The organism is Exiguobacterium sp. s95 (assembly GCF_018618655.1).
Lineage (GTDB): Bacteria > Bacillota > Bacilli > Exiguobacteriales > Exiguobacteriaceae > Exiguobacterium_A > Exiguobacterium_A oxidotolerans.
In genome coordinates this window covers 12,954-26,572 of sequence record NZ_JACSMM010000004.1, presented here as the reverse complement: position 1 = coordinate 26,572, position 13,619 = coordinate 12,954, and the positions used below count along the sequence as shown (strand labels likewise).

The window sequence follows — 13,619 nt, the reverse complement described above, 5'->3', positions numbered from 1 at the left end:
CACGTCCTATCTCTATTTTTGAATTCAACCTACATGTTGATTTTCATCTCCGGCAACATTCGCTTCTTCTCGTTCTTTTTTCATATTCAAGCGGTCAATGAAGACTAGGAATGGGAACCACACTGCCATGATAATGGCGAAGTTGACGAGTTGTAACAATCCGCCCGCCAGTGAATTCGTTGCCATCATGCCACTGATAAACATCGGCACCGTCCAAGGCACAGCAACTCCTGTTGGCGGCGGAACGATTCCTGTCGACATCGCAAAATAAGTAACGGTTACGGTAATCAACGGTGCAAAAATCCAGGGAATCATGATGAGGGGGTTCATGACGATTGGTAACCCGAAAATGATTGGTTCATTGACGTTAAAGATTCCGGGTCCGATCGATAACTTACCGATTTGCTTCAACTGTTTTGAGCGCATGAAAAGGAGGATTGCGACGACGACAGCCAGTGTCGAACCGGAACCACCAATTCCAACTGTATAAATTTCAATGAATTGTTTACTGATGATATTCGGGAGTTCTCCATTCGCCGTATAGGCGTTTAAGTTTTCAAGTGACAAAGTGTTCCAGATCGGATCCATGACCGAATTGACGATAACTTGACCATGCAGGCCGAAAAACCAAAACAATTGAACAAAAAAGATGGCGATTAATGTCGGAACCAAACCGTTCCCAAGATTCACGAGTGGTTTTTGAACTAAATTAAAGATTAAATCGTGGAGATTCGTGTCTAAAAGCGAGGTGATAGCGATGTTAATGCCAAGGAAAATGGAAAGTGTCAAAAGTGCAGGCACAAGAGCTGAAAATGACTTAGCCACAGCAGTCGGCACACCAGCCGGCATTTTAATCGTCCAGTTTTTTTGAACGACAAATCGATAAATTTCTCCTGCTAAGAACCCTGTCATCATTGCAAGGAACATGCCTTTTGCACCGAGACGGTCAAGTGGAATGACATTTCCGACAGGATCAGCAACATTTTCGACTGCTACAAAGAAAGGTGTTAAAAGTAAAAAAGAAACAAGGGCGATTACACCACCAAAAACAGCTTCTACATCATAGCTTTTCGAAAGATAATATCCGATACCGAAGACGACGAATAGTGACATGATTCCCATCGTCGCCGAGGGGGCGTTTCCTAATGAAGTTTTAAAAGCATCCAATACTCCAGGCGACATAAATTTATCTAAGAATGGTAAATTCGCAATAACAACGATTAATGAACCGAACATCGTAATCGGAAAAGCGAGCATGAACGCGTCACGTAACGTCTGAAGATAGCGGCTATTGTTTAAATATGCCGCAATCGGCATCAGAAAACGACTCAACAAATCGAACCACTTACTATTACCAGCCATTTCAATCCCTCCTCTTATTTTTGAGAAAATTTATGTTCCATCATTTCAACTAATCCTGACGTCAAATCAAGCATCGTTTGTGTCGACATCAAATGATCTTCTGCATGCAAAAGCAGTAAAGACAATGTCGTCGGCTCACCGCTCGCTTCTTTTTGGACTTGACCGAAATGAATCTGGTGCGCTTCTTGCAACTGTTCTCGGGCATCTGTTAATAACCGCTCAAATGCCTCAAATGATTCTTCCTTGTACACTTCGATTGCTTCACGAATCGTACTTCGCGCATTTCCACTATGCAAAATCATCATGAATGCTACTTGTTCCATCGTCTGTTCATTTGTTTTCATTTCTTCACCCCATCAACTTAACGGCTTGTTCATAGGCCGCTTTTCCGTCGGCCATTCCGTACGCTATCATATCGATGACTTCTACTGGTTTATCTGTCGCTTGTTGAAATTTTGATAATAAAAAGCGCATTTGTGGACCAATCAATACAACATCTGCTCCATCCATTTCTTTTAAAGCCTGGTCTTGACCGACTGCCCAAATTGTCGCCTCTTCACCAAGTGATTGGGCATGTTCCTGCATCTTAGTGACGAGAATACTCGTCGACATTCCTGAACTACACGCCAACATGATTTTTTTCATTTCAACCATTCCTCCCGCGTTTTGGAATCGCTTACAACTTTGATTATACGGATTTTACTACCCATGTCTATACTTGATTTTTATTTTGTTTATTTTTATTTTTAAAAAGTGTAGTGTTGTAATCGAAAACAACTTGGAGGAGGAACAATCATGGAAGAACTGATTCGTTTTGAGCCGATTTTACAGGAGCGGATATGGGGTGGATGTAAGCTTGGTGCATATGGATTTGATACGTTAGGCAAACAAAACATCGGTGAAGCTTGGACCTTGGCTGATCACCCAAACGGGCAAACCAAGGTGAATGCCGGACGTTTTTCCGGTGATGCACTACGGGATTTATGGTCAAATCACCCTGAAATTTTCGGGATGGACACAACGGAAGCTTTTCCTTTACTCATTAAGTGGATTGACGCTGCGGATGATTTATCCGTTCAAGTCCATCCTGACGATCATGATGCCTGTCGCCTAGAAGGACAGCCTTACGGGAAAAATGAATGCTGGTATATCGTCGATTGTCCGGCAGACGCCACCATTATTTATGGGCATGACTTCAAAACAAAAGCTGATTTGTTGCGCGCTGTCCGTGAAGACGATTTAACTTCCGGCTTAATTGATTTGCCTGTTTCACCCGGCGATTTTTTTTACGTTCCAGCAGGTACTGTTCATGCTTTAACCGAAGGGTGTCTTGTCATCGAAATCCAGCAGAACTCTGATACCACGTACCGGTTGTACGATTACGATCGAATTGACCATTCGACCAACAAACCGCGTCAACTCCACCTTAAAGAAGCACTCGAAGTCATTCAATTTCCTCATTTCCAGTACGAGGAGCCTTATGTACCGACCTCTTTTTGTTCAAGACTACTGACAACCAACGCCTATTTTTTTGTCGAGGAATGGGCCATCCATGACATGATTACGATTGCACCACGAACTTCCTTCCAAGTCATCACTATCATCAGTGGCACGCTGATCATCAACCAATTGCGTTATACCGCCGGAGACACGGTTCTGATTCCGGCAAAAGTAACTTGTACCGTTTCTGGAAAGGGGAAACTTCTATTGACTGGTCCAAATCCAACACCGAAACAACGACTTCACATCGGAATTGATCTTGGTGGGACTCACACGCGTGTTGCCGCAATCAATCAGCACCATGTCGTAAAACAATATCGATTTTTGACAGAGGCGGCTGCTGGCCCGGACTATACAATTAATCATTTAAGACAAGCCATCCAAAAGCTACTTGAAGAATTTGAAGTCGAACGAATTGGTATCGCAGCGCCTGGTCCGCTTGATGCAGCAACGGGTCGGCTATTGTCACCTCCGAACCTGCCGGGTTGGGACGATGTAAATTTGGTTCGCCCGTTAGAAGAGTTCTTCAACATCCCGGTTTCCCTTGAAAATGATGCAAATGCCGCCGCGCTCGGCGAAGCATTGTTCGGGGCAGGACAAGACTATACATCCATCTATTACATGACAGTCAGTACAGGAATCGGTGGTGGATATGTCTATCAAAAGACGTTGATTCGAGGCGCACACGGATATGCTGGTGAAATCGGAAATACGATCATCGATGCTTCTGGACCGGAACATCACGTCTTGAACAAAGGCTCACTCGAAGGATTAGCAAGCGGTACGGCTCTTCAGACGCGGGCTGATTCATTAAATGAATCTTCTCTTGCACAACTTCTTGGCAATACACAGGAAAGGCTTCGTTTCGTAAATCATTTAGCAACAGGCGTAGCGAACATCATTCACACACTTGATCCGGAAGCCGTCATCATCGGTGGCGGTGTTACGGCTTCCGCCGATTTATTTTGGGAAGAGCTCTTACAAGCCGTCAATGCCCGTCTCTACCCGACGTTACGTCAAAAAACAATCATTCGCTTAGCTGCATTGGAAGGAAATGCCGGTGTCATCGGTGCTGCCCATTTAAATCGGATGAACGCCGAATAACTTCATTGTTCCTTTTGAACAGACTTTACTACTTTTTTTAAAAACAGACTTGAAACTTTTTTCTGAAATATGATAAGGTTTTCTTATTAAAAGAATATGACTATTCTATCGATGAGGTAGAGGCGCGGTCTTAATGAGTATTTGATCTGAGGATGACAACGAGGACGATCAAGGAAAGGTAATGCTGCCGAAGTATCGTCAAGTGTCTGACTTGATGGTACTGGTCGAATTGGGAAATACCCGTTCGATTGCCATACGTGTTTTGTATGGAGCGCTCCAATTCGGCTAAGAAAGACGCATCCAGCAAGGGTGTCGGCTTTGTTGCCGGTGCCCTTGCTTTTTTATATGCAATGGGTCTCATCTTCTAAAAAAAGAGGAGGAACCACACAATGGTCAATTATTCAGATTCAATCGTTGCGCTCATTCCAGCTGTCATTGCAATCGCACTTGCAATCGTGACGCGCAAAGTCGTTATTTCACTTGGTGTCGGTATTTTGATTGGTGCTTTATTGCTGCATAGCTTTAATCCAATCGATACGGTCGTCTATCTCGGCAAAAACATCTTTAGTCTATTTTGGGCGGATGGGGCGTTAAATGAATGGAACGTCTTATTACTCATCTTCTTACTATTACTCGGTGTTCTATCGACGCTTATCCAAACATCGGGCGGTGCACATGCCTTCGGTGAATGGGCAACAACACACGTCAAGACAGCGCGCGGCGCTCGCCTCGCAGCATTTGGTTTAGGTATTTTAATCTTCATCGATGATTACTTCAACAGTCTTGCTGTCGGGAATGTCAGTCGTCCGTTAACGGACCGTCGTGGCGTCTCGCGGGCAAAACTTGCGTATATTATTGACTCGACGGCTGCTCCAGTCTGTGTCATCAGCCCGCTTTCAAGTTGGGGAGCGTTCATCATCTCGATCATCGCTGGTATCTTAACGACACATTCGATTACGGAGTATTCCGCATTCAGTGCTTTCATGATGATCGTGCCACTCAACTTCTATGCGATTTTCGCTCTATTGCTGACGCTTTACATCGCGTACACAGGGATTGCGGTCGGACCGATGCGGACGCATGAACTTCGTGCATTAAAAGGTGAACTTTTCGATGCAAGTAAAGGAACACCGATGGGGATGGCAGAGGAAGTCAAAGAACACGAAGGTGGAAAAGTACGTGACCTCGTCGTTCCGATTATCGTTCTCGTCATTGCAACAGTTTCCGCATTACTCTTTACCGGTGCTCAGGCACTCGCTGCTGACAATCGTGCATTTACGTTGATTGGTGCATTTGAAGCGACAGACGTAACACGTTCACTCGTTGCTGGTGTCGTCATCAGTTTAGTCGTTGCTTTCCTGATGTTGATTGGTCGGAAAATCCCGGCGCGCGAATACGGACACAGCATCTGGGCTGGGATGAAATCCATGTGGCCTGCTGTCGTCATCTTATTATTCGCTTGGACAATCATCGCTGTTATCGGTGACATGAAAACAGGTGAGTACTTAGCAAGCTTCGTCAGTAAGTCGATTTCTGCTTCGTACCTCCCCTTCTTATTGTTCTTGATTGCAAGCTTAATGGCATTCTCGACAGGTACAAGTTGGGGAACATTCGGTATCATGCTGCCGATCGGTGCTGACCTCATCATGGCGGTCGAACCGAATCTCTTACTTCCGACGCTCGCTGCCGTTCTTGCCGGATCCGTCTTCGGAGACCACTGTTCACCAATTTCCGATACGACGATTCTCAGTTCGACAGGTGCCGGTTCGCATCATATCGATCACGTCACGACACAACTTCCGTATGCGTTGGTTGGTGCAGCGACATCGGCAGTCGGCTACCTTGTGCTCGGTTTAACCGATTCATCAATCATCGGCTTCATCGGTGCACTTATCGCCTTCTTACTCGCACTCGTCGTCCTGAATGTCGTCTCGAAACGCGGCAAAGTACCAACTGAACTTCGCGCTGAATAATAAAAAAATAACGCTCAGCTTAGCCGAGACGAGAAAAAAAGAAGGGATTGCCATCTACGATGATGTGCAATCCCTTCTTTTAAGTTGTAGACAACATGGTATGAAGAAATAAAAAGCGTCTTGTTTCGTTGCTTTTTAGGTAATACCGTGAGAGAAATACAGGAAAGCACGAACGAATTGCAATTCGATATCGCATGTTCACGCTTCATAAGCGTTTGTCTACACGCTGAAGCGATCATTCTTACACCATCAAGGCACACACTTCATTTGCAAACGCAACTGGATCTTCGATTGGCAAGCCTTCCATGAGCAACGCTTGTTGGTACATTAATTTCGTATAGCGTTCAAATTTCGGACGGTCTTCTTTAAAGGCCGTTTCAATGGCTTGGAAGACGTCATGCGACGTGTTCAACTCTAAAATTTTCACGGCTGAAACATCTTGGTTGTTCGGCATCGATTTAAGAATTTTCTCCATTTCAATCGAAACGGCACCATCCGTCGCGAAGCAGACCGGATGTGATTTTAAGCGTGAAGAAGCTTTGACTTCTTTGACTTGCCCAGCAAGCACTTCTTGCATCGCTGTAAACATCTCGACTTGTGTTTCGGTCGTTTCTGCTTGATCCGCTTGCTCGATGCCAAGATCACTGCTCGTAACCGATTTAAATTCTTTTCCTTCATAGTTGAGCAACATTTGAATCGCGAACTCATCGATTTCTTCCGTAAAGTACAGAATGTCGAACCCTTTGTCTTTGACAAGCTCCGACTGTGGCAACTTATCTAAACGGTCCGTACTTTCCCCTGAAGCATAGTAAATGTATTTTTGATCTTCCGGCATCGCCGCGACGTATTCAGCGAGCGTGACCAGCTTCTTCTCTTTTGCCGAGTGGAACAGGACAAGATCTTTGACCGTCTCTTTATGCATGCCGTAATCATTGTAGATTCCAAACTTCAATTGACGACCAAAGGCTTGATAAAAGGCTTCATACTTCTCGCGATCGTCACGAAGCAGTCCTTCAAGTTGCGTCTTAATCTTACTTTGAATGTTTTTTGCAATCAATTTGAGTTGGCGGTCGTGCTGCAACAACTCACGTGAAATATTGAGTGACAAGTCTTCCGAGTCGACCATCCCTTTGACGAAGCTAAAGTGGTCCGGCAAGAGGTCACTGCATTTTTCCATGATCAAGACGCCGTTCGCATACAGTTCAAGACCTTTCTCGAACTCTTTCGAATAATAGTCGAAGGACGGTTGCTCCGGAATGAATAAAATCGATTGATAACGGACGGCACCATCTGCACTGATATGGATGTGCTTGACTGGTGTATCAAATCCATATCGTTTTTCTTGATAGAAGTTCGTGTAATCCTCGTCCGTCAACTCCCGTTTATTTTTCCGCCAAATCGGCACCATGCTGTTGATTGTCTTGACGACCTTCACTTCTTCCATCTCGTCCGATCCTTCAATCGGTTGACGTTCCGTCTCTTCCATCTCAATCGGATAGCGGATGAAGTCGGAATACTTTTTGACGATCGTCCGCAAACGATGCGTATCTAAATACTCATCATAATTTTCATCTTCTTCGTTCGCTTTGATGTGCAGCGTGATTTCCGTCCCGACTGTAGCTTTTTCGACTTCTTCAATCGTATAACCGTCGACACCGTGCGACTCCCACTTGTACGCTGTTTCGCTACCGAATGGTTTCGTGATGACCGTGACCACATCCGCGACCATGAATGCCGAATAAAAGCCGACACCGAACTGTCCGATGATGTCGTGTCCGTCTTGCGCGGCATTCTCCGCCTTAAAGGCAAGTGACCCACTCTTCGCGATTGTTCCGAGATTCGCTTCGAGCTCCTCTTTTGTCATCCCGATTCCCGTATCACGAATGACGAGCTGTCGTGTCGTTTGATTCGGTTCAATCGTAATCTTATAGGCATCCTTTTCGAACGTCAGCGTCTCGTCCGTCAATGCTTTGTAATAAATCTTGTCTATCGCGTCACTAGCGTTCGAAATCAACTCACGTAAAAAGATTTCCTTATGTGTATAGATGGAATGAATCATCATTTCGAGTAAACGTTTCGACTCTGCCTTGAACTGTTTCGTTTCCATTTCCGATACCCCCTAGTTCTTTTTTAGCACTCTAACAACAAGAGTGCTAATACAAATCTATTATTACGGATTGGAAAAATAGTGTCAATCCCCTTCTTCGAGTCGGCTGCGGATATATTTTCCGATTTTACGTAAGCTTTCCGCCGACCCGTATGTGCCATGACTGACACCATGGCAGTCCGGCCGATTCCCGAGTCCGATGAACTGCTCACTCGGTTTAAAGTGAAGACCGATGATTGGAACGGAAAATTGTTCCGAAGACCCGAGTTCGACGACGGCATCCGGATACCCCGGGACCGGCTCGGGTGCTTGCCATGTAGCCGTCTGATCGATTGTCCGGTAACGTTCCGTATGTTCCCGTCCGAGAAGAATAATTCCGCGTAACGAAAAAAGACGAATCAATTTCAAAAGGAACGTCTGACCAAATACGGTTTCTTCCAGTTCATGTCGCTGAGCAATCGTTCCCATGTAACGTTTCGTCGGAAATGGAAAAAAATCCGCATGGATGACCGGCTCTCCGGTTCCGTAAAAAGAAGCTTCGAATCCATTCAGAAAACCTTCCAATTTTCCTCCCCCCTCCCGTCCGAACCACGATTTATAAATGTCCGGCTGTTTGAAATAACGATTATAGGAATCAATCATTTGATTAAATCGTTGGTCCGTCCGGTACTCCGTAAGCGGCGCATCGACTTCTCTTAGGACGAATGGTCCTGTCGTCTCATAGCGTAACGTGCCATCCCGGTTCAAAAACTGGCCTGCCGACGGATTCGTCGCAATCGTAAGCCAGCTACGCTCGCTTACGTCACCAAACCATAAGACCGGTGTCGTCCGGTCAATCAACTCATCCTTAAATACATCTTTCTCTAACTCGATTTGGTACAGAATCGCTTCATCGAGTAATTTTTTTGCATATTCACGTTGTTCGGATGTCAGCGTTCTCATTCCTTTCCTGTCGGGTTTTCACTTTTCATCTGTTCCCGTTCTCATGGATTGCTAGACAGTTCAGTAGGTTTATCCTCCAAAGTCAAGGGAATGATTCATAAGGTGAACAACATTCGGAGCAAGAGTACTTAGAAGGAGGAAATTACACATGGGTCGATTAGAGAATAAAGTAGCAGTTATTACAGGTTCAGCTACAGGAATTGGTCAAGCAACGGCACTCGTCTTTGCCGAACAAGGGGCGAAAGTCGTCTGTGCTGACGTCAATCTTGAAAAAGCACAGGAGACGGTCGAAAAAATCAAACAGGCTGGTGGACAAGCGGAAGCGATTCACGTCGACGTCACGCAAGTCGATAGTGTCGAACAGCTCGCGACACAGCTGAAAGACACGTACGGAACGATTGACGTTCTGTTCAACAATGCCGGGATTGATCAGCAAGGCGGAAAAGTCCATGAATATCCGATTGAACTGTTTGACCAAATCATCGCGGTCGACTTACGTGGTACATTCTTGACGAGTAAATTCTTGATTCCTTTAATGCTTGAGAAGGGCGGATCGATCATCAATACGTCATCGATGTCAGGTCGCGCTGCCGACTTAAACCGCTCAGGTTACAACGCAGCAAAAGGTGGAATCACGAACTTTACACGGGCGATGGCAATCGATTATGCGCGTGAGGGCATTCGTGTCAACTCGCTCTCACCAGGTACGATCGAAACACCACTCATCGACACGCTCGTCGGTGGAAAAGACGAAGACCAAGGAAAACAATTCCGTGATGCCAATGCATGGATCACACCAATGGGTCGTCTCGGGAAACCACGTGAGATGGCAACGGTTGCCCTCTTCCTCGCTTCCGACGACAGCTCTTACGTGACAGGTGAAGACATCACAGCAGACGGCGGGATCATGGCCTACACATGGCCTGGCGAGATGTTGATTGATGATAAATGGAAGACGGATGCTGAATAACGATCCATTTGACGCATGAAACATCGCAACATCTAAATAAAGAGGAGGACGATTTCGAATCGTCCTCCTCTTTTTCGTATGTCCTTCGACTTATTAAATCAACAATCTGCGCCTTTTGACCACAGTCCTTTGACGCATCCTCTTAAAAACGGACCATTTGATTCTAAGAAATACCGCGATTTTAAATTTTCTCCTCGCTTGTTTATCTCTCGGATAGCTTTTTTTCGGGGAATACTCTAGTGAATGTAAATCAAGGAGGAATCAGCATGACGCAACAACAACAAATCGAATCACTGCAACACTGCCTGCAAATTCCGAGTGTCAATCCGCTCGACGGGGAACGAGACGTCGCGACTTTTGTCTATGACTACTTGACCACTCACGAAATCGAAACCGAATGGATTGAGGTCGCGCCAAAACGAATCTGTCTCGTCGCGACCCTTCCGGCAAGCGAGGTAGCCACCGAACCAAAAACAATCGGTTTCTCGGGTCATCTTGATACCGTACCTGTCCAAACGACCGGTTGGACAAAACAACCTTTTGGTGGTGAAATCAGCGACGGACGGATTTACGGTCGCGGGGCATCCGATATGAAGTCTGGTGTGATGGCAATGGTCAATGCGATGATTGAGTTAAAGGACTGTGCGGACCGCCCGAATCATCTCAAACTACTTATTACATCTGATGAAGAAAATGGTATGACAGGCGCGAAGTATTTGACGGAACGTGGTGACGCCGACGATTTAGATGCGCTGTTGATCACGGAGCCGACAAGCGGAATGATTGGGTATGCTCAAAAAGGTGTCGTCGGAATCGAAGTGACGTGCGTCGGTAAAGGGGCTCATAGTTCCGCGCCGCAACTCGGAAAAAATGCCATCGATGATCTGTATCGTGTCATTCAGGAAGTGAAGTCGGACCGTTTCACGATCACCGACAATCGCCACCCGCAACTCGGTCCTGTCGTCGCCTCGATCACGTCGATCCAAGGCGGAGAAGGTCCGAATGTCATCCCGAGTAACGCTTCCTTTTACATGGACATCCGGACGATTCCCGGATTCGGACGCCTCGAGATTTTAGAAGCTTTTGCGCAGATCGAACAACGGCTGCGTAAGGAAGATCCGACGTTCGCGATGACCCTGCGTGTCATCAAAGAGATTCCTTCATGTGAGACGGATGCGAATGCACCGTTCCTCGAAACGGTTGCACGACACATGGAAACCATCACGGGTCATCCGGCGCGGCGCGTTGCGATTCCGGGTGGGACGGACGGAGCCATGTTCAGCCAAGCCAACCGGACCTTCCCGATTGCCGTCGCTTCGTTCCACGACTTCCGTTTCGCCCATCAAGTCGATGAATCGATTCCCTTGTCGGAGTATTTCCAGACGATTGCGTTATGTAAGCAACTCGCACTTGAACCCCTAGCCTGAACGAAAAAAACCGCTCAAGCCTTCTCTTTCGAAGACTCGAGCGGTTTTTACGTATAGACTCCGATACTCGCAAGCGCTTGTCCGAGATAACTCTGATCACTTTGCAACGCTATTGTCTGTTGACCCTTCCATCCGATTTCAATCGTGACGTGACCGAGACGATGATAGGTCAACGTCATGTGAAAATCTGCTTGCGTATAGGTCGCAGATCCACGAAGTTGCTCATGGACCGTTAAAAAATCATGCGCAAAGGAATCATACTCAGCGAACGACATATTTAATCGATGACTGGTCTGGTTGTCCGATTGCGATAGGACGACATCAATTTCCAGTATTTCTTCCAGACGATTGACCCGTAAAATACGCCATTCGACCTTCCCTTCATAACCAATAAAGTAAATACTATGGACCTTCATCACGCTCACCTCGATTCTTATTGAGTGGATCGACATAAAATCGGGAAAAGAAGAACTAAAATCATAAATATCAATAGGTGTTTTCAGAAAGGAGCCGCCATATGACTTACAAACAAAAAACGCAACCCAACACAAACAGTGTGACTGAATTTTTAAATCAAATCGAATCCCCTGCAAGGCGCGCAGATTGTCAGGTATTACTTCAGCTATTTGAAAAAACGACGAACGCTCCACCTGTCATGTGGGGAGAATCAATGATCGGATTTGGTCACTATCATTATAAATACGCCTCCGGACATGAAGGAGATGCCTTTCTCGTCGGTTTTTCACCTCGCAAAGCAAACATTAGTCTTTATTTCGCTCCCGGGGCTGATCGTGAGGCATTGCTCGCCAAGTTAGGTAAACACAAAAGTGGAAAGGCATGCGTCTATATCAATACGGTAGCAGATGTCGATCTGGCTGTCATCGAATCCCTTATCGTCGAGTCTATGACTTTTTTACGTACTACGTATCCTGATTAAGAAAAACAATCCGCTCTTCTTTCTTAAGCAATTGAAAGAAGAGCGGATTGTTTAGTGACCGCTATCGATTGTATCGATGTGACGGATGTGCTTAAGATTGACCCCGATGATGACGACAGAGAGTAAGACAAATCCGCTCCCGACGTAAAACGGCAAGTTTGCGTTAAAGATTTCAGCCAATTTACCGGCCATGAATGGCGCGATGGCTGCCCCAAGGAAACGTAAAAAGCTGTATGCAGCAGATGCGGTCGAACGTTCGACCGGTGCCGCGTCCATGACGGCTGTCGTAATGAGTGTGTTGTTATTACCAAGTACCGCCCCGGCAAGAATCACACAGACGATGACGACAGCTGGTGTTTCCGTAAAGATCCCCATCAATAGTAAGAGAACGGCGAACAGTAACAGCATCAACACCATCGCTTTAATCGTCCCGAGCCATTGTTTTAATTTCGGTGCCGTCAAGACAGACGTGATGGCGAGCAACATCCCCCATCCCAGGAAGACGAACCCGAGACCTTGTGCCGGCAGTTTCATGACGAACGGCGCATAGGCCATGATTGTAAAGAAACCGACGTTATAGAAGGCCGCGACAATCCCGAGTGTCAAGAGCGACCGGTGTTTCATCGCTTGGAAAGGCGCGAGCAAGGAAATTTTTTGCCGTGGTGCCGTCGTTGTTGCGACCGGTTTCGGCATCAAGAACAACAGGACAAGGAAGGCGATGACCATGATTGTCGCGACACCCATGAATGGTGCACGCCATGTGATCGAACCGAGTGTCCCTCCGAGAAGCGGCCCAATTGAAATCCCGAGACCGACAGCTGCTTCATATAAGATGATTGCTTTTGCTGTCCCGCCTGACGAAAGGGAGACGATGGCCGCAAGTGCCGTTGCGACGAACAAGGCATTTCCAAGCCCCCAGCCGCCACGTAAGGCGACAAGCGTCCAAATGCTATCGGCTTGCGCTGCAAATCCAGCGACGAGCGCGATGACGGCAATTCCTAACATCAATGTTCCCTTTTGACCGATCCGTGATGAAATCGCACCTGTGATCAGCATCGCGAATGCCATGACGGCATTATAACTTGTAAATAAGAGCGTGACTTCACTTTTTGAGGCTTCTAAATTATCGGCGATCGTTGGTAAAACCGGGTTGACGAGCCCCATCCCCATGAATGCCGTGATACTCGCAAAAAATACTGCCCACACGGCAATCGGTTGGTGGAATAATCCATGCTTGCTTTCTTCTAACACCGTTTCCGGCGCAAGCGTCGTTGTTTTATTGGCAAGTGCCATATTG

The 13,619-nt window shown here is 46.4% G+C and carries 12 protein-coding genes and 1 riboswitch; of the genes, 5 read left to right on the top strand and 7 right to left on the bottom strand.

Annotation, left to right across the window (positions count from 1 at the left end; translation table 11 throughout):
- Positions 1–24 precede the first annotated feature (24 nt).
- Genes celB through KNP99_RS08870 form a run of 3 tightly spaced genes read right to left on the bottom strand, consistent with a single transcriptional unit; the run spans position 25 to position 2,007 of the window.
- The gene (gene celB / locus KNP99_RS08880) at positions 25–1,362 is read right to left on the bottom strand and encodes a PTS cellobiose transporter subunit IIC (RefSeq protein ID WP_088838248.1); all 1,338 of its coding nucleotides are present in this window, start codon (positions 1,360–1,362) and stop codon (positions 25–27) included.
- 14 nt (positions 1,363–1,376) lie between these two features.
- The gene (locus KNP99_RS08875) at positions 1,377–1,706 is read right to left on the bottom strand and encodes a PTS sugar transporter subunit IIA (RefSeq protein ID WP_088838249.1); all 330 of its coding nucleotides are present in this window, start codon (positions 1,704–1,706) and stop codon (positions 1,377–1,379) included.
- Positions 1,707–1,710: 4 nt separating this feature from the next.
- Positions 1,711–2,007, bottom strand: coding sequence for a PTS sugar transporter subunit IIB (locus KNP99_RS08870; RefSeq protein WP_215193177.1), 297 nt, complete (start codon positions 2,005–2,007; stop codon positions 1,711–1,713).
- Between the two features lie 150 nt (positions 2,008–2,157).
- Here KNP99_RS08870 and KNP99_RS08865 point away from each other — a divergent pair, with 150 nt between their 5' ends.
- A complete protein-coding gene (locus KNP99_RS08865) occupies positions 2,158–3,966 on the top strand; it encodes a type I phosphomannose isomerase catalytic subunit (protein ID WP_215193176.1) in 1,809 nt (602 codons plus the stop codon).
- A gap of 109 nt (positions 3,967–4,075) precedes the next feature.
- Positions 4,076–4,251: riboswitch (Lysine riboswitch) on the top strand.
- Between the two features lie 104 nt (positions 4,252–4,355).
- Positions 4,356–5,939: a Na+/H+ antiporter NhaC family protein gene (locus KNP99_RS08860; RefSeq protein ID WP_088838252.1), complete on the top strand. Its 1,584-nt coding sequence runs from the start codon at positions 4,356–4,358 to the stop codon at positions 5,937–5,939.
- Between the two features lie 241 nt (positions 5,940–6,180).
- On the opposite strand, the gene htpG is transcribed toward KNP99_RS08860, so the two are convergent.
- Positions 6,181–8,046 carry a molecular chaperone HtpG gene (gene htpG, locus KNP99_RS08855; RefSeq protein ID WP_214770255.1) on the bottom strand — a complete coding sequence of 622 codons (1,866 nt, stop codon included), beginning with the start codon at positions 8,044–8,046 and terminating at the stop codon, positions 6,181–6,183.
- 84 nt (positions 8,047–8,130) lie between these two features.
- Positions 8,131–8,988 carry a hypothetical protein gene (locus KNP99_RS08850; RefSeq protein WP_214802354.1) on the bottom strand — a complete coding sequence of 286 codons (858 nt, stop codon included), beginning with the start codon at positions 8,986–8,988 and terminating at the stop codon, positions 8,131–8,133.
- 148 nt (positions 8,989–9,136) lie between these two features.
- Between KNP99_RS08850 and KNP99_RS08845 the strand changes: the two genes are divergently transcribed.
- On the top strand, positions 9,137–9,958 hold the full coding sequence (locus KNP99_RS08845; protein WP_088838255.1) for an SDR family oxidoreductase: 822 nt from the start codon (positions 9,137–9,139) through the stop codon (positions 9,956–9,958).
- 266 nt (positions 9,959–10,224) lie between these two features.
- Positions 10,225–11,385, top strand: coding sequence for an ArgE/DapE family deacylase (locus KNP99_RS08840; protein WP_214766286.1), 1,161 nt, complete (start codon positions 10,225–10,227; stop codon positions 11,383–11,385).
- Between the two features lie 47 nt (positions 11,386–11,432).
- Here the strand turns inward: KNP99_RS08840 and KNP99_RS08835 are convergent, their stop codons facing one another.
- Positions 11,433–11,801: a hypothetical protein gene (locus KNP99_RS08835; RefSeq protein ID WP_088838257.1), complete on the bottom strand. Its 369-nt coding sequence runs from the start codon at positions 11,799–11,801 to the stop codon at positions 11,433–11,435.
- A 101-nt stretch (positions 11,802–11,902) separates the two neighbouring features.
- Here KNP99_RS08835 and KNP99_RS08830 point away from each other — a divergent pair, with 101 nt between their 5' ends.
- A complete protein-coding gene (locus tag KNP99_RS08830) occupies positions 11,903–12,322 on the top strand; it encodes a DUF1801 domain-containing protein (RefSeq protein WP_214766284.1) in 420 nt (139 codons plus the stop codon).
- Positions 12,323–12,373: 51 nt separating this feature from the next.
- On the opposite strand, the gene KNP99_RS08825 is transcribed toward KNP99_RS08830, so the two are convergent.
- Positions 12,374–13,615, bottom strand: coding sequence for an MFS transporter (locus KNP99_RS08825; protein ID WP_214766282.1), 1,242 nt, complete (start codon positions 13,613–13,615; stop codon positions 12,374–12,376).
- Positions 13,616–13,619 lie beyond the last annotated feature (4 nt).